Source organism: Collinsella sp. AM41-2BH (genome assembly GCF_003468085.1).
Classification (GTDB): Bacteria; Actinomycetota; Coriobacteriia; order Coriobacteriales; family Coriobacteriaceae; genus Collinsella.
Window position 1 is genome coordinate 24347 of sequence record NZ_QSGH01000007.1, and the last position, 24014, is coordinate 48360.

Genomic DNA, 24014 nt, shown 5'->3' on the forward strand with positions numbered 1-24014 from the left:
GGCTTCGATCGTGAAGTACCTGTCTACAGACCTCTTGCTCGACAGGCTGTTCGAGGTTAACAAGTCAACTTGCTTTCGGTATGTGTAGTCCAATTCGTCGATGGTCGCCCCCTGAACCTCAGCACGATCATTTATGCCTGCGCAGTGTCCTCAAACCACACATCTTTGAGGAACTCTAGGCCTTGCCGCGTCTCGCGACCGAAGATCCTCCCCATGCAACGCCGCTCGAGTGTTTCGTCCCCACAGCAATGACCCGCCCGAGCTTGCCGATATAGCGGGGAATAATCACGGTGATGTCGACCAATGGTGTTGCAGGTCATAAGTCGTGGAGCTCGGGCGAGGAACGTTATGTGGTGGCCGAAACCCGGGTAAGCGCCCCCTGGCCACGCAGATTCAGGAGGTCCTTCCGAAGCCCCTTGCGTATCGCAGGCGAGGGGCTTCGGGAGGACCGAGTGCTTGGCGATCCTCCCGAGATTGTTCAACACTAGTCCCATTTAACAATCCTCATGAACCTAAACAAGTTGCCAGAAAAAGGAAAAAGGAACGACACCGTGCCATTGCGGCCGGTAGACCATAATTACTACAAAGAACACGGCCGTAACTGCGCATATGCCGTAAACGAGGAGGAACTTGAGCTTCGTATCGATCTTTCGGAATCGCAGCGCCACGTATAAGGCAAGGAAAAACGATGTAAACGTCGTCAGCCTCTGGAAGATGTTCACGAAGCAAGCGAGGAACTGGAAGACGACCTGGAGCATGGATCCATGGAAAAGAACCCTCTCCCCCCTGTCGTCATCCGAAGCCCCCGCCCCAAACAAATGGGAAACGACAATCAGTAAAGCGTCCATGGCGGTCATGATCGGCGCCGCGAGCGCATTCCCCCCCGACCACGAGGACATGCTATACGTCGAGTACTTGTCGAAGTTCTTCCCAATGAAGCTCCACACGAAATCAGGGGAAAGGGCCAAAGCCAACGCGACGACGCCATAACCCAGCATGACTTTCTTTGTCGGTGCGAGCGCCGAGAGCGGAATGAGCGCGAGCATGACGATGGCGGTCGAGTGAAACAGGGAGCCGAAAATGACCGCCACAGCGAAACGGATCCTCTTCCCGGACTCCAGCCAAGGTATCGCCGCGATGATGATTGCGGCGGCGATACCTTGGCGCATGAGGTTCATAAAGGAGGCGTACGTCAGAAGTGTCACATAGAGGAAGAGTGCGAGCACGGGATTGCAGTCCGACTTATAGACCACATACCCGACGCAGGCGGTCATGACTGCACTGGTGAAGAGAAGAAGGAGCTGCGGATTGGGGCTGACCGCGTTCAAGGCCCGGAGGAGGTACAGGAACCCGGTTTCATACCAGGAGTGTGCCATCCACGCCGTCAGGTAAGCGTTCCAGTACTGGAGCGTATCCACTCCGACCGCGTAGCTTCTCAGGCCGGAGAGCGCGAATAAGACCAGGCAGGCCAAGATGATAAAGCCTCGTCTCTCAGCATCCCCGCGCGACACGCCCGTGATTACACCGAGAACGAGAATCACGACTATTTCCATCAGATAAATCGTCATGCGCGCCCAATCACCTTTAGATAATCGGTTCGAATCGACTTGGCGATCGAGGGCCACGAAAACAACTCCGCAACGCGACGTGAGGCCAGGGCCATCTCCGCATAGGCCTCAGCAGAGCTGGCGGCGACGACGATGGCTTCCCGCACGGATTCGGGAGAAAGGTCGCAGACCCATCCGGCTCCCTCGGCGAGGATGACGTCGGACATGTTGGTACCCGGGGTGACCACGCACGGCAACCCGTAGGCGCACGCCTCGAGCAGGCCCATCGGCATCCCCTCGTAGCGTGATGTGAGGAGAAAGATGTCCGCGGCGCGCAGAACCGCATCCTTCTCATCCCCGTATACAGGGCCGCGAACGGCAACGACGTCTGAAAGCCCCGCGGCCTGTAGCTTTTTCTCCATCTCGTTTGAGAAGCCGTTGACGGAGTTGCCGTAAATCGAGAGATGGAAGCGCGGTGAATCCGCGCAAGCATTCAACGGAGTAAGCGCTTCGAGGAGGACGTCCAACCCCTTTTGATAGGGCTCCACTCTGCCAACGAACACAATTTCGGGCACGTCGCCATGCCACGACTCCCGATGAGGGCGCTCCTTGGGCACCTCTATGCCGTTCGGCTCGATGAAGCTGTTCCGGTTCCATTTCTCACCGGACTCATCGCGTTCCTTCTCGGTAAGGTAGTGGATCGCAGCGGCGCCTTGAGCGAAACGGTTGTAGAAAACGGCGTTGCAGATTCGTTTCTTAAAGGTTTTCTTCCCCTGGTCTCCGCTCGTGAGGGCGCAGTGCGGCTCAATCACATATGGTATACCCGAAGACAGCACGCCCAAGAGGGTCGCGTTGGGATGAAACGCAAAAAACCCTCAAAAACGATTAGGTCAGGGCGCCAGATTCGACTTGTGAAATCTTCAATGTCGAAAGCAAAGTCGTTAGGGTTCCTGTAGAAGGGAAGGCCCCTCCATTCTACGCGCTCGACAGGTCTCATGTTATACCAGACAACCTCTTCGAGTTCGGATAAGGCCCCGATCAGTGCAGGCACACAGTACGTAGGGCCCGCGAAGCCCTCAAACTCAAGGTTCGAGAGAAATAGAATCCTCATTCAGCCTCAATCCTAAATCCTTTTAAGCACCGCGTGCGTCAGCTGCCAGAACAGACAATACGCGGAATAGACTGGGTTTATCTTCTCCACTTTTCGGTAGGCGTTCCACGTGCGGGAAACTGCACGGAATTTATTAGCGGAGCGGGAGCCGCCATGTTTCCTGTTCTTTGCAAGCACCTCGTCGAGGCCGCCGGCTGGAACGCCGCTCTTGAGGACCTGGAGCCAGACGACCATGTCTTCAGGGAAATCGAACGAATCTCCGAAATCGGGACAAACGAGAAGACTCAGGGGTATTTTCGAGAGGTCGAACGCGATGGTATGGCTGCAGGTCACGGTGTTCTTGAGAAAACCGTCGTAGTCGATGCTCTTGGGTACGTGTACGTAATTCCTATGCTGTCCGTCAGACTCAATGGTCTCGTACGAGGTGAAGCACATCCCCAGACCACAATCCCGCATGTACGCAAGCTGGTGATCAAGTTTATCCGGAAGCCATGCGTCATCGGCGTCCATGAACGCGACGAAATCGCCGGAAACGTGTTCGATACCGGTATTGCGCGACTTAGCCGCACCAACGTTGTGCTCGTTGGGATGAACCGAGATTCGACGATCCTTGTTCTCGTATTCCTTCGCAAGTCGAAGAGATGCGTCCGAAGAACAATCTTCGACCACGATGAGCTCCCAGTTCTTATAGGACTGAGAAAGAACGGAGTCGAAGGTCTCGACAAGATACGGCTCAGCATTGTAGAGGGGCATAATGATGGAAACCAGGGGAGAATCGGTCATACGTTACTTCCCCCTCCTCATTGCCTTGAACGTTTTTACGAACACGCGGGTATCCAACCCGAGCGACTGATGGCGCACATAAAAGAGCTCACGTGCTTGCCTCTGACCACTTCTCCACGTGGATTCGTTGCGGTCAGTCGCAGCCCACCAACCGGTGATGCCAGGCTTACATGCGAGCACCTCATCGCGTGCATCGCCGTATTCATACGTTTCCTCAAGTGTTACGGGACGAGGGCCAATGACGGATAAATCACCCGAGAGAACGTTAATGAATTGAGGAAGTTCGTCCAACGAAGTGCGGCGAAGAAAGCGGCCTACACGCGTGATTCGGGGATCATCGTCAACCTTCTGTTCGCGCTGCCATTTCGCCAGCTGATCGGGAGTCATGTATTTCTCAGGGTGCTCGTGTGCGTCAGAGACCATGGTGCGGAGTTTGAAGATATAGATAGTCTTTCCACCCTTACCAACTCGCTTTTGACGGAAGAACGGCTTTCCGGGAGAGTCAATCTCAATGGCGACGCATGCTGCTACAACGGGGATGGCCAACACCGCGCAGACCGCAGCAGAAAAAACGATGTCGAAAGCTCGCTTGAAGGCAAAATAGGCAGGCCCACCTTTCTTGGGGGCGGCAGCCTTGGGATCTGCGGCGGGAGCCCTATAGCTTCCCGGCGCCACGAAACCTTGCGCCGGAGCAGGATTCTCCACGGGGAGAGGAAATTCCGTAGCAACAGGAGTCTGAGAGTCTGCCCGCCAATCCCCAACTTGACCAATCAACGCCGCATCCACGGGCACATCCTTTACATATTCTGTTTTATCTGACACGTTCTCTTCCAAGATTTCGTCCCCGGGTCGGGGATCCTCCCTGTCCTTTGCGGAAATCGCCAGCAGCTAGGCGATCGCCTTTTTAAGATTGCGCATGACGCGCTGCTCGTTGGAAAGCACTGCGATGCCAACGCGGGTGGTTACGCGTCGGCCGCACAGATCGAGCTCTAAATAAGCAGTGCTCTTGCGTCTGTTTATGGTTTTGATAAGGCCTTCGTGGCCCAGCAACGGACCTGCCGTCACTACGACCTTGTCACCGTCTTTTAGGGCCTCGCTCATGGGCACCACGCGGTCTCCCCTATGCGTAAAGCCACCAATAAGCTGAACCTCTTCTTTTGCCAGCGGCACAAACTGACCATCCTGGGCAAGCACCCGGGCAAAATCGTCCATGCGCAGCAGATACTGTTGCACGGTGCGGGGATCTGCCGTATCGCAGATGAGATAACCGGGAAAGAGTGGCTTGGTCGTTTTGACCCATTCGCCGTGTACCTTAATCTCGGTTTGAAATTGGGGATAAAAGAGCTCCTGCATGGCGCTCGCCGGCACCATGTGCTCGATGCGCTCGCGCATTACGTCTTCGCGACCGTTAATGACCTGGATTACATACCACACAAGCACCACCCCCTTGCTGTCTTACGTGTGGCTCGCGGGGTTTGGGTATGGCTTCGCCAGGGCGCTTGTGCGCGAAGGCGCTCCATATTCAAACCCTGAGCCCAGTTAGACAAGCACGTGGCTCTGCCCCACCGTGAACGGTATGTATATGCGCAGTTGCTAGAGTCGCGGATGTGTATCGCAAAAATGACCGCGACCCCAGCTGGCTGCGTGCGAACCAGTCAAGCGGGTACAAAACTGGACCGCACGCAAACAGCTGTAGGACTGCTGTGGTTTGCCAAAACAACCAATTACACTGCCGAAAGAGAACTTATAAATAGCCGCAAAACAAGTGCAAAATCGCGCATGGCAATCGATATTGGAGCTCGTGGTGTTTCTGGCACCGCCGTTACGGCCGGATGCTGATCGACCCCGTGCTATGTGGCCTGTTAGAGCCGTGAGCACAGCTGAACTCATGTAACGTTAGGTATCCTAGCACAAGCTGATAGTGAAACTGATTTGGGTTGTGTCGGACAACATATGCGACAAATCCGTGCTTGGGGGGGTGTTTGCCTAAGTTGTTCACGTTGACGCAGGTTAATGGGGTGTTGTAACGGGCGCCCGAGTAAATGCAGGCAAACCTCGGCTTTAATACGCAAAAGGATTTACGTGGTGCTTACAAATAATGTACAGAACTGGGAAATTAATTGCACAACATTTTGCGGGCGTGTGGGCATGGGCGTTGCATTGTGAAGATGCTCATCGCACACTAGGCACGCCCGGCTACAGATTAAACGCATTTTGAGGCGGCTTGTTGGACAACTACTGCAGACGGCAAACTTGAACAGGAAAGCAACTTGCAAATTTTGCAAAAATGCAGTTCAGGCCGTTAAAAATCATATGCAAATAAAAAAAGGCCACTCAATTGAGTGGCCTTACATTCACAATGGTGGAGACGAGGGGGATCGAACCCCTGACCTCTTGACTGCCAGTCAAGCGCTCTCCCAGCTGAGCTACGCCCCCGTGACGAGGTAGTAGTATAGGGGAAGACCTTCTTTGATGCAAGGACTTTTTTGGGTTGTTGGGGTGACTTACGGGATTTTTGGGACTGGCCTTAAAATTTCACCCTGGCCTTCGGCCAGTGCGCAATTTTAAGGCCAGTCCCAAAAATCCCTGCTCCGTCCCGATAAAACCCTCACGCGAATAGGAATCCGATTGCGGTTCCTTGGTGGACGGTTATGTTGGCTGTTGTTCTTACTATGTTGCTGATGCCCGTGTCCGCCAACAGGCCCAGGGGGCTGTGGTCTAGCTCCCATTCTAGGCCGTGTTCGCTTACCTTGGTGTTGGGGACAATGGCGATGATGGAGAATGTCTTGCCTTCGGCACCTTCGATAGCCCACGATTCGCCTCTGTGCAGAATGCGGGCCGTGGTCTCGTCCTCGACAATCCAGACGGGGGCCTCTTTGTAGCTGGCTAGTAGACCTAGGACGCTTAGGGCCATGTCCGGGCGGCCGCCCGTGGCGCAAGTCGCCACCACTTCGGCACCTGGCCAGCGGCGACGGACGGAATCGAGGGCCAGTGCTAAATCGGTATAGTCCTTGTACGGGTCGTGGCGCTCTACCTCAAAGGCTTCGGTGGCATCGACCAACGCACGACCCGCATCGCTCACCGTGTCGGCATCCCCCACATAAACGTCGCAGCCCAGACCGGCGCCCAGCAGCGCGTCGAGTCCGCGGTCCACGGCGACAACGTGATCGCACTCCCCTGCTAACCTACGCAATAGATCCTCGCTCGCCAACACGGGCGAGCCACAGACTATTAGTACTTTGCAAGCCACAGACCTCGCCTATCCCTCAAACGAAAGCACGCGAGCCAAATCCAGCTCCTCGTAGCTGTCGATAAAGATATCGCAGTTGGCGCGCATGTCGTCGCGCTTCATGCGGCCGTGCGGGTCATAAATACCCACACGTTTAAAGCCGGCGGTCCCAGAGCTCTTAAGGCCAAAGACCGCGTCCTCAAACACCCACGCGCGCTCAAACTTGCACCCATGGCGCTCCTCCAGGCGGCGCAGCGCCAGCTCGTACACATCGGGGAACTGCTTGGAACGTCCTGCCTCACCCGTCGTGTTAACAAACTCCATGTAAGCGTCGAGCCCGGCTCCAGCGAGCGCGGACTGCACCAGCGCGGCCGGCGTGGACGTGGCCACGCACATGGCAATACCGGCCTCCTGGGCCTGCTTCAAAAATGCAAGGAGACCCTCGCGTGGCGGCACCTTAGAATAGCCATCGATCAGAATGTCGCTCAGCTCGCGATACAGTTCCTCGCCATTCGCTCCAATGCCCCAGGTGTCGTGGTAGGCCTGGCACTCATCCTCGAGCGACAAATGCTCAAACTGGGCAAAATCGTCGACCGTCACGTCAATACCGTGGCGGTGCAATAACTCGGGCTGGGCATAGGCCCAAACGGGGGTGCTATTAACCAGTGTGCCGTCGCAATCGAAAATAAAAGCGACATTGTGAGCGGCGGTCTGGGACATAAACATACCTTTCGATGTCAAATGGTAAACAACCTGCTAAAAACGTTTTACCAAACGTTAATCTACTAGTCTAGAAACCCTATTTGATAAAACTGTCAAGAGTTTTACCATCGCAATTCTGCCAGTGGTATAAACATGGCGCTCGCCGATTAAACGCCGCCGCAAATCCACTTTTCTCCATAAAAGTAACGAACAGGTGTTATCGTATTTCGTGCCGAAAGTTCCACCGAGCACGCGAGGTGGAACGAATCATAGAACTATCGCCGTCCCCTCGATTCGTGCAGCCTTGGACCTTTCGCATCTAGTCACCAAGGCAACACGCTGCCGCGTCATGATGGGATCAAACGTGAGCGATACAAAGCTAAAGCCAGCAACCAAAAAGCCTGCTACCCGTAAAGCCGCCCCGCACGCACCGGAGCTCTCTAAGGACGATGTCTACCTGTTTGGCATTGGCATGTGGGAGCGCAGCTGGGAAAAGATGGGCGCGCACCCCGACACGCAGAACCGTACGCGCGGCTGGCGCTTTTGCGTTTGGGCGCCCGATGTAAAGAGCGTGCATGTCATTGGCGAATTTAACGACTGGGATGAAGAAGCCAACCCGTTGGTGCCCGTGCATACGAGCGCTATTTGGGAAGGCTTTATTCCTGGCGCCGAGCAGGGCCAACTCTATAAATATCTCATCGAGACCAACGAGGGCGAAAAGCTCTACAAGGCCGATCCGTATGCCTTTAAGGCCGAGTGCCCTCCGGGTACTGCGAGCGTGCTGTGGACACTCGACGGCTATAAGTGGAACGATGCCGCGTGGCTCAAGCGCCGCGCTGACCACAACCACATGTCGCAGCCGCTCAACATCTACGAGGTACATATCGGATCGTGGAAGCGCCACGGCGATACGCCGCAGGGCGAGCCGGACGAGTACGGCAACTACCCAGGCCCCATGGACCCCTTCCCCGCACAGCGCGGCGAGTTTTACACCTACGACGATCTGTCGGTAGAGCTCGTGGACTACGTGCGCGACATGGGCTACACGCATATCGAGGTCATGCCGCTCATGGAGCATCCCTTCGATGGCTCCTGGGGCTATCAGACGACCGGCTACTATGCCGCCACGTCGCGCTACGGCAACCCGCAGCAGCTCATGCACTTTATCGATGCGTGCCACGAGGCAGGCATTGGCGTGATCATGGACTGGGTACCCGGCGGTTTTTGCGCCGACTCCCACGGCCTTGCCACCTTTAACGGCCACATGCTGTTTGAGCACGAGATTCACCCCAACTGGGGAACGCACAAGTTTGACTTCGCCCGCGGCGAGGTCCGCTCCTTCCTGGTCTCCAACGTGCTGTATTGGCTCGAGAACTTCCATGTTGACGGCATTCGCATGGACGGCGTGTCCAGCATGCTGTACCTCAACTTTGGCATCGACGATCCCGGCCAAAAGAAGTTCAACAAATACGGTACCGAGGAGGACCTGGACGCCAGCGCGTTTATCCGCCAGGTCAACTGCGCCGTGGAGGCCCACTTCCCTGACGTGATGATGATGGCCGAGGAGTCCACCGCGTGGCCGCTCGTGACCTATCCGCCGCAGGACGGCGGCCTGGGCTTCCACTACAAGTGGGACATGGGCTGGATGAACGACACCCTGCACTACATGCAGACCGATTTTCCGTGGCGCCCCGGCAACCACGGGCTGCTCACGTTCTCCATCATGTACGCCTTTACCGAGAACTTTATTTGCCCGCTGAGCCACGACGAGGTCGTCCACGGCAAGTGCTCGCTCATCGGCCGCATGCCGGGCGACTGGTGGCGCCAGTTTGCCGGCCTGCGCACGCTGGCTTTCTACCAGATGACGCACCCCGGCGCCAAGCTCAACTTTATGGGCAACGAGATCGGCCAGTTTATTGAGTGGCGCTACTACGAGTCCATCCAGTGGTTCCTAACCGAGGAGTACGAGACCCACCGTCATCATCAGGCGTTTATCAAGGCGCTCAACCACCTGTACACCGCCGAGCCCGCCCTGTACGAGCGCGGCTACAACGACGACGGCTTTACCTGGATCGACGCGGACAACTCCAAGCAGTCCATCGTGAGCTTTGTGCGCCAGGGCGAGGACGTCGATGACGACCTGGTGATCCTGATCAACTTTGATCCGGCAAGCTACGAGAGCTTCCGTGTGGGCGTGCCGCGCGAGGGTGACTGGGAGGTCATCTTCGATTCCGACCGTCCCGAGTTCGGTGGCAGCGGATACGCCGGTGAGGAGCCCTACACCTGCTCGAGCGAGCCCTATCCCTGGAACGGGCAAATGGACTCCATCGAGATTAAGGTTCCCGGCCTGGCAGGCGTGGTGCTTAAGCGCCGTGGTCCCAGCAGCTACAAGCCGCCCGTGGTCGAGGAGCCCAAGAAGGCAACGCGCAAGCGTACGTCCTCGGTGAAGCCCAAGGCCGCGGTTGCTAAGAAGGCTCCGGCCAAGACGAAGGCGACCAAGCCCGCCGCCAAGGCTTCGGCCAAGTCCGCCACGGCCAAAAAGGCAGCCACTAAAAAGGCTGCTCCCAAGGCCAAGGCAGCCGCTGTTAAGGCTTCTGCCAAGAAAGCGTAACAAAGGCGTTACCACTGTAATTACCCGCCCCGCGGGGGCGTAGGATACAAGTCATAACCGTTCCGGGAGAAACATCCCCGGGGGAAAGGAACGTATGAATAAGATCTTCGACAACAAGCAGGAGTTTACCGAGCTCTATCGCGATGCCGTCATGAGCATCAGTGGCAAGAGCGTCGAGACCGCGAGCGACCTCGATCGCTTTAACGCCCTGGCCAAGCTCGTGGCCGAGAAGGCGCGCACCGTTGCCACCAAGAGTGACGCCCGCGTCACCGCCGAGGGCAAGAAGCGCGTGTACTACTTCTCGATCGAGTTTTTGATCGGCCGTCTGCTCGACAACTACCTGCTCAACTTTGGCGTGCGCGACATGGTCGCCGAGGCGCTCGACGACATGGGCTTCGACCTTTCCGTTATCGAGAACCAGGAGCCCGATCCGGCTCTGGGCAACGGTGGCCTGGGCCGTCTGGCCGCATGCTTCCTGGATTCCATGGCTGCCGAGGGCATTGCCGGCTACGGCAACGGCATGCGCTATCGCTACGGCCTGTTTAAGCAGGAGATCGTCAATGGCAGTCAGGTCGAGACCACCGACGAGTGGCTCACCCACGGCTATCCCTGGGAAGTCCGTCGTCAGGACAAGGCCGTGACCATCAAGTTTGGTGGCCATGTCGAGGGCTTTGAGGAGGACGGCCGCACGTTCTACCGCACGGTGGATACGCAGGACATCCTGGCTGTCCCCTACGATATCCCCGTGGTGGGCTATGCCGGCGAGACCGTCAACAAGCTGCGCGTCTGGGCTGCCGAGCCGGTCGAGGAGCACTTTGACCTGGAGGCCTTCAACCGCGGCGACTACGCCCTGGCCGACGCCGAGCGCGCCGAGGCCGAGGCCATCAGCGCCATCCTCTACCCCAACGACGCCGGCGAGCACGGCCGTCTGCTGCGCCTGAAGCAGGAGTACCTGTTTGTGTCGGCCGGCATCTACAGCCTGCTCGACACCTTTGAGAAGGAGCACGGCGAGAACTGGGAGCTGCTGCCGCAGTTTGTGGCCATCCACACCAACGATACGCACCCCGCCATGTGCGGCCCCGAGCTCATGCGCATCCTCATTGACGAGAAGAAGCTCGAGTGGGACGACGCCTGGAACATCGTGACGCAGGTCGTGAGCTACACCAACCACACCATCCTGCCCGAGGCTCTGGAGAAGTGGCCCATCGGCACGTTCTCCAAGCTCCTCCCCCGCGTGTACCAGATCATCGACGAGATCAGCCGTCGTTGGCACGAGTCGTTCGACACCACGCAGGAGGGCTGGCAGGAGCGTCTGCGCCAGACCGCCATTCTGTGGGACGGCGAGATTCGCATGGCCAACCTGTCTGTGATCTGCAGCCACAGCGTCAACGGCGTGGCAAAGATCCACTCCGACATCATCAAGAACATCGTGCTCAAGGACTTCTATGCCCTGACGCCCGAGAAGTTCAACAACAAGACCAACGGCATCTCGCACCGTCGCTTCTTTGCCGAGGCCAACCCCACCTACGCCAAGCTCGTGACCGAGGCCATTGGCGACGGCTGGCTCAAGGACGCCTTTGAGCTGGAGAAGCTCAAAGAGTTCCAGAACGACACCGAGTTCCTGAAGGCCGTGGGTGCCTCCAAGCGCGCTAACAAGGAGCGCCTGGCCGCCTACGTTAAGGCCGAGACCGGTCTGGTCATTGACCCCAACACCGTCTTCGATGTTCAGGTTAAGCGCTTCCATGCCTACAAGCGCCAGCTCATGAATATCATGAAGGTGATGGACATCTACAACCGTCGCATCGCCGATCCCAACTTCCACGTGACGCCGACGACCTTCATCTTTAGCGGCAAGGCCGCCTCGAGCTACACCTTTGCCAAGGAGACCATCCGCCTCATTAACTCCGTGGCCGACGTCATCAACAACGATGCCCGCGTCAATGAGGTCATGAAGGTCTGCTTTATCCCCAACTTCCGCGTGAGCAACGCCCAGCTCATCTACCCCGCCGCCGAGATCTCGGAGCAGATCTCCACGGCCGGCAAGGAGGCCTCGGGCACGTCCAACATGAAGCTCATGATGAACGGCGCCATTACGCTGGGTACCCTTGACGGCGCCAACATCGAGATCGCCGATCTGGCCGGCCGCGAGAACGAGGCCATCTTTGGCCTGACCGCCCCCGAGGTCGAGCAGCTTTGGGCATCCAACAGCTACTTTGCGTGGGATACCCTCAACGGCGACCGCGAGCGTCTGGGCCGCGTGATGAACGAGCTCAAGGACAACACGTTTGCGGGTCTTTCGGGCAACTTCGAGAGCATCTACAACGAGCTCATGAACAACAACGACCCCGACCTAGTCATGGCTGACTTCCGTAGCTACGTGGATGCATGGGAGAACCTCACGGGCAGCTACGGCGACCAGGAGACCTGGAACCGCAAGGCCCTGCTCAACACCGCCTCGAGTGGCTGGTTCTCGTCCGACCGCACCATTCGCGAGTATCGCGACGAGATCTGGCACGCATAAAGCGCGCGAGCTCCCTTTGCCGCACGGCATTACTCGACGGGCGTGACAGTGTGCCGCGCCCGTCGCTAATGGGTTAGGAACATGGATGACAGAAGGAGAAATCGATGAGTAAGAAAGAATGCATCGCGATGCTCCTCGCAGGAGGACAGGGCAGCCGATTGGGGGCACTCACCCAAAAGATCGCCAAGCCGGCGGTTAGCTTTGGTGGCAAGTTCCGCATTATCGACTTTTCGCTGTCCAACTGCTCCAACTCGGGCATCGACACGGTGGGCGTTCTGACGCAGTACCGTCCCTACCTGCTGCATGCCTACGTGGGCTCCGGCGAGGCGTGGGATCTGGACAGCCGCGACGGCGGCGTGTCGATCCTGCCGCCGTACGAGACGCAGACCGGCGGCGCCTGGTATGCGGGCACGGCCGACGCCATTACGCAGAACCTCGACTACATCAAGGCGAACGACCCCAAGTACGTTCTGATTCTTTCGGGCGATCACCTGTATCGCATGGACTACCGCAAGATGCTCAAGACGCACATTGAGAACAACGCCGACCTCACGGTGAGCGTTATGCCCGTGCCGTGGGAGGAGGCCAGCCGCTTTGGCATCCTGACCACCGACCCCGAGGACGGCCGCATCACCAAGTTCACCGAGAAGCCCGAGAAACCCGATTCGAACCTTGCGTCCATGGGCATCTACATCTTCTCGGCCGACGTGCTGATCGAGGCGCTCGAGGAGGACGCTCAGGACCAGCGCTCGAGCCACGACTTTGGCAAGGACATCATCCCCAAGCTGCTCGGCGAGAACAAGCGCCTGTACAGCTACGAGTTCCACGGCTTTTGGAAGGACGTCGGCACTATCGCCAGCTTCCACGAGACCTCGATGGACCTGCTGGGCAACAACCCCGAGTTCGATCTGTTTGACAAGAACTTCCCCATTATGTCCAACATCACCACGCGTCCGCCGCACTACATTGGCCCGGACGGCCGTCTGGACGACTGCCTAGTCTCCAACGGCTGCAAGATCTACGGCACCGCTCGCCACTCGATCCTTTCGACCGATGTCATCATCGAGGAGCGCGCCGTGGTCGAGGACTCCGTGCTGCTGCCGGGTGCGCACGTTAAGAGCGGCGCGCACATCTGCCGCGCTATTTTGGGCGAGAACTCCACGGTCGAAGAGGGCGTGAAGCTCGGCTCTGTCGATACCACCAAGGATACGGCCGTCGTTGGAAATGACGTCGTTATCGGGAAGGGGGAATGATCCGATGATCAATCGCAAGGCCATCGGTTATATCACCGCTAACTACTCTTCGACCTACGGCAGCGTCCTGCTCAAGGACCGCCCCATCGCGTCCGTTCCGTTTTTGGGCCGCTACCGCCTGATCGACTTCCCGCTGTCCAACATGATGAATGCCGGCATTAAGACCGTCGGCGTCGTCATGCCGGGTAACTACCGCTCGCTGATCGACCATGTGGGCTCGGGTAAGGACTGGGGCCTGGACCGCAAGAAGGGCGGCCTGTTCATGGTGCCCGGCAACGCGTATGGCACCACCAAGGGCGGCATGCGCTTCCTGCTGCGCGACATCATCTCCAACAAGACGCTGTTCCAGCGCTCGGAGAATCCCTATGTCGTGATGATGGGCACCAACATCATCTTTAACATGGACCTCAACACCATCATCGAAGCGCACGAGAACTCCGGTGCCCAGATGACCGTGGTGTACTGCAAGGCCACGCGCAATGTCGAGGACGAGACCAAACTCGAGATTAACGAGAACGGCCGCCTGACGGGCGTGAGCGCCGGCGTCGCGTACGGCGACAACGCCTCCATGGACTGCTGCATCGTCAACCGCGAGACGCTCCTCGAGATCATCGACCACTACCAGGCCGCCGACTATCTGGACCTGCTCGAGGCACTCCAGGGCGACTTTGGCAACATCGACGTGTGCAGCTACGAGTACAAGGGCGAGGTCGTGGGCGTGTTTAGCGAGAAGTCGCTGTATCGCCGTAGCATGGACCTGCTCGACCAGACCGTGGCCGACCAGCTCTTTGACCCCGAGCGCCCGATCCTGACCAAGGCTCACGACGTGCCGCCTTCGCGCTATGCGACCGGCAGCCACGCGTGCAACTCGATCATCTCGGCCGGCTGCATCATCAAGGGCACCGTGCGCAACTCGATCCTGTCGCGCGGCGTTGTGGTCGAGGAAGGCGCTTCGGTCACCAATTCGATCATCAACCAGAGCTGCATCATCAAGAGCGGCGCCCGCGTTGAGAACGCCATTCTGGACAAAAACAACGTGGTTCCCACCAACACCGAGCTTCGCGGCACGCCCGAGAACATCCTGGTGCTGGGCAAGGCTCCGTTAACTTGCGACACCACCATCGTACGTTAACGTTGGCACCGCAACATCGCTCGTAACATGTAGAATAGCCGCCCGGTTTGTGCCAGGCGGCTATTCTCGAATTGCAACATGGGAGACAATATGGCAGATTCCAGCAAAAAGATGCAGATCGTGTTTGCCTCGGCCGAGTGCGCACCGTTTGTGAAGACCGGTGGCCTGGGCGACGTGGCGGGCTCGCTGCCTGCGGCGCTTGTGCGCGCCGGCGCCGAGGTCATCGTCATGGTGCCCAAGTACGCCACCATCAAGGACGAGTACAAGGCGCAGATGGAGCACTTCTCCGACTTTTACGTGAGCTTGGGCTGGCGCAACGAGTACTGCGGGCTCGAGAAGCTCGAGCACGACGGCGTCACCTATATGTTCATCGACAACGAGCGCTACTTTGCGCGCGACTATCCGTACGGCTTCTTTGACGACGGCGAGCGCTTTGCGTTCTTCTCCAAGGCCATCACCGAGAGCCTGCAGCACTTGCCCGCCGGCTTTGAGTGCGACATCCTGCACTGCAACGACTGGCAGACGGCACTGGCGCCCGTGTTTTTGCGCGAGTTCTACCAGGGCCTGCCGCTGTACGACCGCGTAAAGACCGTGTTCTCGATCCACAACGTGGCGTTCCAGGGCCAGTTTAGCGACACCGTGATGGAGGACATCCTGGGCGTGGCGCATATTCCGGCGGCCGCCTCGCAGCTGCGTTGCGACGCCTGCAGCATCAACTACATGCTGGGCGCGCTGCGCTATGCCGATGCCATCACCACGGTGAGCCCCACCTATGCCAACGAGATCCAGACGCCCGAATTTGGCGAGGGCCTGGACGGTGTGCTGCGCGAGCGCTCCTATGCGCTACAGGGCATTTTGAACGGCATTGACGTGGCAGGCTTTGACCCGGCGACCGACAAGCGCATTGCCGCCAACTACACCGTCGAGGACCGTTCCGGCAAGGCCGTGTGCAAGGCCAAGCTGCAGGAAGAGCTGGGGCTCGAGGTTCGCGACGACCGTCCGCTCATGGTGATGGTCACGCGCCTGACGCGCCAAAAGGGCATGGACCTGGTCATGTACGCACTCGACCGCATCCTGGCCGGCGGCGTGCAGGTGGCCGTGCTGGGTACCGGCGACCGCGACTACGAGGACGGTCTGCGCTACTTCCAGGACAAGTACCCCGGCACCATGGCCGCGCGCATCGAGTTCGATCCGGCGCTGTCGCAGCGCATGTATGCCGCCGCCGACATGTTCCTGATGCCTTCGAAGTTTGAGCCCTGTGGCCTGTCGCAGATCATCGCCATGCGCTACGGTACGCTGCCCATCGTGCGCGAGACCGGTGGCCTGAAGGACACCGTGATCCCGTATAACGAGTTTACCGGCGAGGGCACGGGCTTCTCGTTTAGCAACTTTAACGGCGACGAGATGGGCGACGCCGTGTTCCGCGCGGCACGCCTGTTCTGGGACAACCGTGACGCCTGGAACCAACTGGTCACGCAGGCCATGAGCCAGGACTTTAGCTGGACGCGCTCGGCCGACAAGTATCTGGATCTGTACTTCTTTATGCACCCGGAGATCAAGAGGCCGGCGGCGGTTGTCGACGAGCCTGTGGTTGTGGCTGAGAAGGCTGAGGCCGAGCCCGAGCCCCAGGCCGAGGTTGTGGCCAAGCCCGAGCCTAAGGCTGAGGAGAAGCCGGTTGAGGCTAAATCTGAGGTGAAGGTTGAGACAGCTCCCGAGGCTGCTCCCGAGGCTGAGGCTAAGCCGGCTGCGAAGCCTGCTGCCAAGAAGACCACGACGCGCAAGACGACGGCCAAGAAGGCTACGACAACCAAGGCCGCTGCCACCAAGACCACCGCTGCCAAGGCAACTACCGCCAAGGCAACGACTACGCGCAAGCGCACGACCGCCGCTGCCAAGAAGGCCGCCGAGGCCGAGGCTGCTCCCGAGGTAAAGGCCGAGACCGCCGAGACCAAGCCGGCCAAGAAGACTCCGGCCAAGACTGCAGCCAAGAAGACGACCGCGACCAAGACCACGACCGCCAAGAAGGCCACGGTCACAAAGTCGACCAAAACCAAGGCTGCCGCAAAGCCGGCCGCCAAGGTCGAGGAGACGCCTGCCGAGTCCAAGGCCGAGGCAGCTGTCGAGGCCAAGCCGGCCGCCAAAACCACAACGCGCAAGCGCGCTACGACGACGGTCAAAAAGGCCACGGCCAAGACCGCTGCTCCCAAGGCAGAGGCTAAGGCCGAGGAAAAGCCCGCAGTAAAGGCCGAGCCGACTCCGAAGGCCGCTGAGGTCAAGACCGCTCCGAAGGCTACCGCAAAGACCGAGCCCGCCAAGGAGGTCTCGGTCTCCCCCGCCGCTCCCACTGAGGAAAAGGCTCCTACCAAGAAGACCTCCGTCCGCAAGGCAACGGCCGCCCGCAAGCGCCGCTAATCCGGACGATTAAAACTTAATCCTCAACGCAAAAGAGGGCGCTCAACCAGGCGTCCTCTTTTGCGTTGAACTTCTCTATTAAAAAGAGGGCTGGTTTACTACGACAAAATGGCTCCGGCCGACCACGGCTGGTAATCTACGAAATTGGCAACGCCTCTACCTGCGGTTTTAATATCACCAAAATGACCGTAGTTGAGATCATTCAATTTATCGTAGTAAACCGGGGTACTTTTGTTTGGCTACAAATAGTATCGGTATAGGCATTTTTGAATATCGCGATAATTTGAATGGTAAAACGATTTTCTAGGACAACCGTTCGCCGATGGTAAACGGATGTTGTTTATACAGCCTGTGTACAACAGATATACTTACATCCTGTGCGTAAAGCCCATGGCCCGCAGGCCGTGATTCTATTGAACTGGACCGTATTATGAGATTGATTCACAACAGCCGTCTGTCGCAGTTTCGTACTCCGTTTGGCGCTGTGACCACAGGAACTTCCGTTTCGCTCTCGGTGATTTTGGAGGATGCCGACCCCAACCAGGCAACGCTCACCCTGCGCACCTGGGTCGATGAAATCGGTGAGTCCCTGTATCCCATGACGCACGAGGGCGACGGCATATTTACCGTAGAGCTTGAGTGCACTGAGCCCTGTCTTATCTGGTACAGCTTTATCTGCAACATCGAGGGCCAGCCTGTGGTACGCCTGGGTGCACCGCAGGGTCGCACCGGTGGCGAGGGTGTGACCTACAACTACGCCGAGGTTCCGTCCTTCCAGATTACCGTCTACAAGCACCGAGAGAACCGTCCCACTTGGTACGAGCGCGGTATGGTCTACCAGATCTTCCCCGACCGCTATGCACGCGACGAAAACTGGCGCGAACGCACGCTTGCCGAAGTTGAAAAACCGCGCAACGGAATCCAGCGCCGCATGGTCGAGGACTGGAACGAACCGCCCGAGTACGAGCGTGCCGAAGACGGCTCCATCAAGACCTGGGATTTTTACGGCGGCTCGCTCAAGGGTATCCAAAATGACCTGCCCCGCATTGCCGAGCTAGGCTTTACGGCCATCTACCTCAACCCCATCTTTGAGGCCGCGAGTAACCACCGCTACGACACGGCCGACTACACCAAGATCGACCCGATCCTGGGCACCGAGCAGGACTTTACCGAGCTGTGCAAGGCAGCCGAGAAGCTGGGCATCTCCATCATCCTGGACGGCGTCTTCAACCACACGGGCGACGATTCGATCTACTTTAACCGCTACGGCAATTATCCCGGCGTCGGTGCTTGGCAAAGCGAGGACTCGCCGTGGCGCGATGCGTTTTACTTCCATGAAGACGGTTCGTATGACTGCTGGTGGGGCGTGGGCAACATGCCCGCCATCAACGAGAGCTCCGAACTGGTGCGCGAGCGGCTCCTGGGCAAGGACGGCGTGATCCGCAAATGGCTGCGCGCCGGTGCCCATGGTTGGCGCCTGGACGTGGCCGACGAGCTTTCGGACGACTTCCTGGCCCAGATCAAGAAGGCGGTACTTGCCGAAAAGCCCGACGCACTGTTGCTCGGCGAAGTCTGGGAAGACGCCTCCAACAAGATTAGCTACGGCCATCTGCGCCGCTACCTGCAGGGCTCCGAGCTGGACTCTGCCATGGATTACCCCTTCCGCGACATGGTCATCGGCTTTTTGATGGGCTACAAGAACGCCTACGAGGCCGCCGAGGATATCGAGACCCTGCGCGAGAACTACCCGAGCGAGGCATTGTCCTGCGCGCTCAATCTGCTTTCGAGCCACGACCGCCCGCGTATCATCTCGGTGCTCGGCGGTGGCCCCGACGAGTCGCAGCTGCCCGAGAGCGAGCGCAGCAAGTGGCGCCTGGACGAGAACGCGATGGGACTGGCCAAGAGCCGCTTTTGGCTCGCCACGCTTATGCAGATGACGTTCCCCGGCGTGCCTTCGATCTACTACGGCGACGAGTACGGCCTTGAGGGTCTGACCGATCCGGGCAATCGCCGCACGCTGCCGACCAAGGACCAACTGCACGACTTCGACACGCTGGCTATTGTCAAGAACGCCTCCGCCATGCGCCGCGCCCTGCCGTTTATGATCGATGGCGAGATCAAGGCCTTTGCGCTCAATGATGAGGTGCTTGCTTACAACCGTACGGACAAGGACGGCGAGTCTGCGACGGTTATCATCAACCGCAGCCTGCGCAACTCGCACCGCGTAACGATTCCGGCGCTCGGCGAATGTGCGAGTGACGTGATTAGTGGCCACGAATGCGAAATCCACAACGGTACCGTCACACTCGATCTGTATCCGCTGGGTTCGTCGATCATCTATCACCATGCCGAGCAGCGTCTGCAAGAGCCGCTCGATCACGGCGCGGGTGTCGTTTGTCATATCACCTCGGTACCGACTGACGATGGCAAGCCGGGTACGATCGGCGTGCCCACGCGTCGCTTTATCGACCATCTGGCCGCCATGGGCATGCGCTACTGGCAGGTTCTTCCCGTCAACCCGACGGACTTCTTCCGCTCCCCTTACGCTGGGCCTTCGGCCTTTGCAGGCAATATTGACCTGCTGCCCGAAAGCCAAGAGGAGCTGGCGGCCGACTTTGAGACTTGGAAGGCCCGTGGCGGCGAGGATGCAGACCCGCTCTACACGGCATTTAAGCATCGCAACGCCGATTGGCTCGAGAAGTACTGCGTCTACATGGCCGTCAAGAAGTACTTTGAAGGCGAATCGCGTCATGATTGGCCGGCAGATGTCGCACGCTACAACGAGCATCTAATCGACGACAAGCGCTTCCACGACGAGGCCGAGCATCAGGCGTACATGCAGTACCGCTTTGACCTGGCTTGGTGCGAGCTCATGAACTATGCGCACAAGAAGGGCATCGAGGTCATCGGCGATATCCCGATGTATGTCTCGGACGATTCGGCCGACGCGTGGAGCGAGCCCGAAAACTTCTGGCTGTCCGATACCGGCAAGGCAATCGAGATCTCCGGTGCGCCGCCCGACAATTTTGCGCCCGAGGGCCAGGTGTGGGGCAACCCCACCTTCCGTTGGGATCACATGAAGGAGAACGGCTACCGCTGGTGGATGGACCGTCTGCGTCGCGCGTTCTCGCTCTACGACCGTGTGCGCCTGGATCACTTCCTGGGCTTCCACAGCTACTTTAGCATTCCCGCGGGTAAGGCCTGCGCCGACGGGCGTTGGCTGGCAGGCCCGGGCAAGGACCTGTTCCAGACCGCCTATGACGAGCTGGGGCCGCTCAACTTTATCGCCGAGGACCTGGGCTACCTGACGCCCGGCGTTCGCGCCATGGCTTCGACTTGCGGCTTCCCCGGTATGGACGTACTGGAGTTTAGCGATTACGACGTTCGTTGCGGCGTGCACCCTACGCCCGGCAAGATCCTGTACACATCGACGCATGACACGTCGACGCTCGCGGGTTGGTGCACGCGCTCCTTTGCGGGCGGCGACGAGCCGAGCGGTGTTGAGGTGGCAGCCAAGCTGATGAGCGACGCGCTGACAAGCGACGCTCCACTGGTGATGATGCCGCTGCAGGATGTCCTGGGGCTGGGCGACGACGCGCGCATGAACGTACCGGGCGTGGCCACGGGCAACTGGACCTGGCAGGCTGACGAGGCCGACGTTGCGGCCGCCGAGAGCAAAACCGCACAGCTCCTGCGCAACACGCATAGATTCTGGGGCGAAGCGTGATAAAACGCCCGATATAGGGTACAGTTACAGACGTTTGAATTTTTGCGGGCAGAGTAATCTGCCCGCTTTGTGCTGAAAAGGAAGTATTATGGCGCGCTACGATTACAAGTGCTCGAGCTGCGGCAACGTGTTTGAGGTTGAGCATCCCATGTCCGAGACCCCCGAGGTCGTGTGCCCCAACTGCGGCGCTCCGGCCGCCAAGACGTTCTCGGCCAGCGGCATCAAGTTTGAGGGCAGCGGCTTCTACAACACCGACCAGCGAAGCGGCGGCTCCAGCACCAGCGCCACGAGTGGCTGCTGCGCCAACTGCCCGCACAGCCACTAGAAACCAATCAGCCCCGCGATCAACACCGATCGCGGGGCTATTTCTTTGCGCAATGGGTAGCTAATTATCAGGCCAGGTTTCCTTATGAATTGCGGTGAAATAAGGACAGTTTGGCAGGTAGAAGCCGCTATTCAATCCCTATTTCACCGCAAATTAGTAGTTAGTTGTGGATCAGGCGAGCGCAGAAGTGGCCGTCGTAGGAGTCGGCGTTTACGGGGACGCTTTGGAAGAGGCCACGGTCGTTTTGACGGACGGCTACCAGTTTCTTGGCCTGCTCGAAATCGGGGAGTTGCAGAATCTGCGCCTCGGAGAGCGGCTCCAGGCTAAAGTCCGCACCCTCGGGCGACGCCAAGAACGCATCCACAACCTGCGTGTTCTCCTCATCAAAGACCGAGCACGTCGCATAGATGAGCTCGCCGCCGGCAGCCACACGCGCAGCGGCTTCCTTGAGCATCGTCAGCTGCAGCTTGGGTAGCTCAACCGTCACATCCTTTTCGGTCAGGCGCCACGGGATCTCGGGATGACGGCGCATGGTGCCGGTGCCAGAGCACGGCGCATCGATAAAGACCGTGTCGAACTTAACCGGCTCGCCAAGCATGGCATCAAACGATGTGAGCACCTCATCAAGCTCGCAAGCATCACCCGAAACCGTGCGAACGCCCTGAATACCAGCCTTATGCAGGCGAGCGAGATTCAAATCGCACTTGCGATCATGCAGATCGAGCGCCGTATGCTGACGCTCATAGCCCGTACGCTTGGCCTGGCACATCATCACATAGGTCTTGGTGCCACGACCGGCACCAATCTCAAGGCAGCTACCAGGGCGCGTGGCAGCTGTGGCGATAAGTTGCGCGTTGAGATCAGATGCCACCGCGGCAGCACGTTCAAACGCACCCGAAGCAACGGTAACCTGGGCATCAACCGGGGCATGGCAACCCGGGAACACGGGTGCCACAAGCTGCGAGATATACGGATCGGGATTAGTCGCAAAGGCGTTCTCATGCAGGGCCAGCGGCGCGGGGGCCAGATTGCCGGCAAAGTTAAGCGCACCCTCTGGCGTGTCAAACGACGCCATAATGCGAGCGCACAGCCAGCGAGGAAGACCCATCAGACGCGACAGACGAACCAAGCGTCGCTCAGACTCATCCACATCGGACGCAGTAGCAAAGTCCTCAACATTGTCTGAAACCTTATGGAGTACAGCATTGGCCAAGCCAGCGGCGGACTTAGCACCGCAGCGAACCAACTCAACTCCCTGACTTACGGCAACGCGGCCAGGCGTATGCAGGTAGAGCATCTCGAAGGCCGAGATACGAAGCGCCATGCGCACACGCGGAGCGACCTTTTTGGGCTTATCGAGAAACTGGTCGAGCAGCTCGTCCAAAATACCCTGCGTGGCGGCAACACCCAGCGCCAAGCGGGCGGCAAAAGCGGAATCGCGCTGGTCAATGGCCCTGGCGGAAGCACGGGACAAGAGCACGTCGCGCGCGTACATGCCGCGGCGATCGGCCTCCATCAGCACATCGAGCGCAAGCTTGCGCGCGGGAGACAGCTTGCTCATGACAAAACACCCCACGAAAGATCGGCACCCTGCAGGCCAGCAGCCCAAGCAGAAGCGGCCATAGCACGCTTGCCATCAGGCTTAACCTCGAGCAACTCAACCGAGCCATCGGAAAGGCCAAGGTAAACACGCTTAGCCTGAATGGCGACGAGCCCCTCACCAAGCGACACATCAGCCGGCGCAGCGTCGAGCACGCGCACGGTCTTGCCGGCAATCACGCAACGAGCAGGCGCGGTATCGGACGAGGCCAGCACATGACGCACGCAATCAAGCGCCGCCATGTGCGGATCCAGACGCATCTCTTGCTTGGAGATCTTGGCAGCATGGGTAACGAGCGCCTCATCCTGTTCAGTCCACACGGCGGTGCCATCGGCAAGAGAAGGAAACGTATCGGCAAGCAGTTTGCCGCCCAGCTCGCCAAGCTCCGTAGTCAGTGCCTCGGCATGCTTGCCTGCAACCGACGTAGACGCCTGGGCGCAATAAGCGCCGGTATCCACGCCATGCCCAATGCGCATAATGGAAACGCCAACAACCTCATCACCAGCAAGAATGGCACGCTGAATAGGAGCAGCCCCACGCCAACGAGGCAGCAAGGACGCATGAACATTCACAATGCCGAGCGGTGCCATATGCAGCACCTCATCGGGCAAAATGCAGCCATAGGCAGCCACACAGAAAATATCAGCCTGGGCAGCCTGGAGCACCTCAACAACCTCAGGCGTCATACGATTCGCCTCAATGACCGGCAACCCCAGCTCCAGCGCCTTAGCCTTAACAGGAGACGGCTCCAGCTTCTTACCACGCCCACGAACAGCATCAGGACGAGTAACAACAAGCGCAATCTCATTCCCAGCCTCAACAAGCGAAGTCAAAGAAGGCACAGCAAAATCAGGCGTACCCATAAACACAATACGCATAAAAGTTAGTCTCCTCTCAATAACGAGCCGAGACGGCTACAAAAAAGCGTTCCTGGTCGCAAGCGCGCCCAGCCGCAAGAATAGTTCAACAGAAACAAATATACCCAAAAACAAAGAAAGAGCCGCATAAAAGCAGCCCTCCCAAGAAAGCACCTATCAGCGAAGACGCCCCTCCCTGGCCCG

Annotated in this window: 16 protein-coding genes and 1 tRNA gene; 7 read left to right on the forward strand and 10 right to left on the reverse strand. The window is 58.6% G+C overall.

The features are described 5' to 3' along the window. Positions 1 to 512: 512 nt before the first annotated feature. From DW899_RS04980 to DW899_RS05015, 8 genes are all read right to left on the reverse strand, one after another. Positions 513 to 1568, reverse strand: a complete 1056-nt coding sequence (locus DW899_RS04980) for an EpsG family protein (protein WP_117800194.1) — start codon at positions 1566 to 1568, stop codon at positions 513 to 515. Continuing rightward, on the reverse strand, positions 1565 to 2359 hold the full coding sequence (locus DW899_RS04985) for a glycosyltransferase (protein WP_158566571.1): 795 nt from the start codon (positions 2357 to 2359) through the stop codon (positions 1565 to 1567). Before DW899_RS04985 ends, DW899_RS04980 begins: the two co-directional genes overlap by 4 nt. 311 nt (positions 2360 to 2670) lie before the next feature. Continuing rightward, positions 2671 to 3441: a glycosyltransferase family 2 protein gene (locus DW899_RS04990; protein WP_117629359.1), complete on the reverse strand. Its 771-nt coding sequence runs from the start codon at positions 3439 to 3441 to the stop codon at positions 2671 to 2673. A 3-nt stretch (positions 3442 to 3444) separates the two neighbouring features. Further along, positions 3445 to 4275 (reverse strand): sugar transferase, encoded by an 831-nt coding sequence (locus DW899_RS04995; RefSeq protein ID WP_233505668.1) that lies wholly within the window; start codon positions 4273 to 4275, stop codon positions 3445 to 3447. Between the two features lie 54 nt (positions 4276 to 4329). After that, positions 4330 to 4875, reverse strand: a complete 546-nt coding sequence (loaP, locus tag DW899_RS05000; protein WP_233505667.1) for an antiterminator LoaP — start codon at positions 4873 to 4875, stop codon at positions 4330 to 4332. 926 nt (positions 4876 to 5801) lie between these two features. Continuing rightward, positions 5802 to 5877, reverse strand: a tRNA-Ala gene (locus DW899_RS05005). A gap of 172 nt (positions 5878 to 6049) precedes the next feature. Further along, positions 6050 to 6691 (reverse strand): thiamine diphosphokinase, encoded by a 642-nt coding sequence (locus DW899_RS05010; RefSeq protein WP_117629357.1) that lies wholly within the window; start codon positions 6689 to 6691, stop codon positions 6050 to 6052. 9 nt (positions 6692 to 6700) lie between these two features. Next, positions 6701 to 7390 carry an HAD family phosphatase gene (locus DW899_RS05015; RefSeq protein ID WP_117629402.1) on the reverse strand — a complete coding sequence of 230 codons (690 nt, stop codon included), beginning with the start codon at positions 7388 to 7390 and terminating at the stop codon, positions 6701 to 6703. A 454-nt stretch (positions 7391 to 7844) separates the two neighbouring features. On the opposite strand from DW899_RS05015, the gene glgB reads away from it, so the two are divergent. The 7 genes from glgB (at position 7845) to DW899_RS05050 (ending at position 21353) form a co-directional block, all read left to right on the forward strand. Next, the gene (glgB, locus tag DW899_RS05020) at positions 7845 to 9983 is read left to right on the forward strand and encodes a 1,4-alpha-glucan branching protein GlgB (RefSeq protein WP_233505671.1); all 2139 of its coding nucleotides are present in this window, start codon (positions 7845 to 7847) and stop codon (positions 9981 to 9983) included. Positions 9984 to 10077: 94 nt separating this feature from the next. Beyond that, on the forward strand, positions 10078 to 12504 hold the full coding sequence (locus tag DW899_RS05025) for a glycogen/starch/alpha-glucan phosphorylase (protein ID WP_117800196.1): 2427 nt from the start codon (positions 10078 to 10080) through the stop codon (positions 12502 to 12504). Between the two features lie 104 nt (positions 12505 to 12608). Then, the gene (locus DW899_RS05030; RefSeq protein WP_117629354.1) at positions 12609 to 13757 is read left to right on the forward strand and encodes a glucose-1-phosphate adenylyltransferase; all 1149 of its coding nucleotides are present in this window, start codon (positions 12609 to 12611) and stop codon (positions 13755 to 13757) included. Positions 13758 to 13761: 4 nt separating this feature from the next. Beyond that, positions 13762 to 14889: a glucose-1-phosphate adenylyltransferase subunit GlgD gene (gene glgD / locus DW899_RS05035; RefSeq protein ID WP_117629353.1), complete on the forward strand. Its 1128-nt coding sequence runs from the start codon at positions 13762 to 13764 to the stop codon at positions 14887 to 14889. Positions 14890 to 14979: 90 nt separating this feature from the next. Next, positions 14980 to 17301 (forward strand): glycogen synthase GlgA, encoded by a 2322-nt coding sequence (gene glgA / locus DW899_RS05040; protein WP_199408866.1) that lies wholly within the window; start codon positions 14980 to 14982, stop codon positions 17299 to 17301. 430 nt (positions 17302 to 17731) lie between these two features. Then, positions 17732 to 21028: a 4-alpha-glucanotransferase gene (locus tag DW899_RS05045; RefSeq protein ID WP_117629352.1), complete on the forward strand. Its 3297-nt coding sequence runs from the start codon at positions 17732 to 17734 to the stop codon at positions 21026 to 21028. An 88-nt stretch (positions 21029 to 21116) separates the two neighbouring features. Beyond that, positions 21117 to 21353, forward strand: a complete 237-nt coding sequence (locus DW899_RS05050; RefSeq protein ID WP_117583493.1) for an FmdB family zinc ribbon protein — start codon at positions 21117 to 21119, stop codon at positions 21351 to 21353. Positions 21354 to 21513: 160 nt separating this feature from the next. Here the strand turns inward: DW899_RS05050 and DW899_RS05055 are convergent, their stop codons facing one another. Both DW899_RS05055 and fmt read right to left on the reverse strand, forming a co-directional pair. Beyond that, on the reverse strand, positions 21514 to 22914 hold the full coding sequence (locus tag DW899_RS05055; protein ID WP_117583492.1) for an RsmB/NOP family class I SAM-dependent RNA methyltransferase: 1401 nt from the start codon (positions 22912 to 22914) through the stop codon (positions 21514 to 21516). Then, positions 22911 to 23831, reverse strand: coding sequence for a methionyl-tRNA formyltransferase (fmt, locus tag DW899_RS05060; protein ID WP_117583491.1), 921 nt, complete (start codon positions 23829 to 23831; stop codon positions 22911 to 22913). The genes DW899_RS05055 and fmt overlap by 4 nt, the downstream gene beginning before the upstream one ends. Positions 23832 to 24014 lie beyond the last annotated feature (183 nt).

Coding starts and splice junctions, on each gene's coding strand:
- DW899_RS05045 (WP_117629352.1), top strand. CDS start 17,732: ATGAGATTGATTCACAACAGCCGTCTGTCGCAGTTTCGTACTCCGTTT.
- DW899_RS04980 (WP_117800194.1), bottom strand. CDS start 1,568: ATGACGATTTATCTGATGGAAATAGTCGTGATTCTCGTTCTCGGTGTA.
- DW899_RS05015 (WP_117629402.1), bottom strand. CDS start 7,390: ATGTCCCAGACCGCCGCTCACAATGTCGCTTTTATTTTCGATTGCGAC.
- DW899_RS05050 (WP_117583493.1), top strand. CDS start 21,117: ATGGCGCGCTACGATTACAAGTGCTCGAGCTGCGGCAACGTGTTTGAG.
- DW899_RS05030 (WP_117629354.1), top strand. CDS start 12,609: ATGAGTAAGAAAGAATGCATCGCGATGCTCCTCGCAGGAGGACAGGGC.
- DW899_RS05025 (WP_117800196.1), top strand. CDS start 10,078: ATGAATAAGATCTTCGACAACAAGCAGGAGTTTACCGAGCTCTATCGC.
- DW899_RS04990 (WP_117629359.1), bottom strand. CDS start 3,441: ATGACCGATTCTCCCCTGGTTTCCATCATTATGCCCCTCTACAATGCT.
- glgD (WP_117629353.1), top strand. CDS start 13,762: ATGATCAATCGCAAGGCCATCGGTTATATCACCGCTAACTACTCTTCG.
- glgA (WP_199408866.1), top strand. CDS start 14,980: ATGGCAGATTCCAGCAAAAAGATGCAGATCGTGTTTGCCTCGGCCGAG.
- DW899_RS05055 (WP_117583492.1), bottom strand. CDS start 22,914: ATGAGCAAGCTGTCTCCCGCGCGCAAGCTTGCGCTCGATGTGCTGATG.
- glgB (WP_233505671.1), top strand. CDS start 7,845: ATGTGGGAGCGCAGCTGGGAAAAGATGGGCGCGCACCCCGACACGCAG.
- fmt (WP_117583491.1), bottom strand. CDS start 23,831: ATGCGTATTGTGTTTATGGGTACGCCTGATTTTGCTGTGCCTTCTTTG.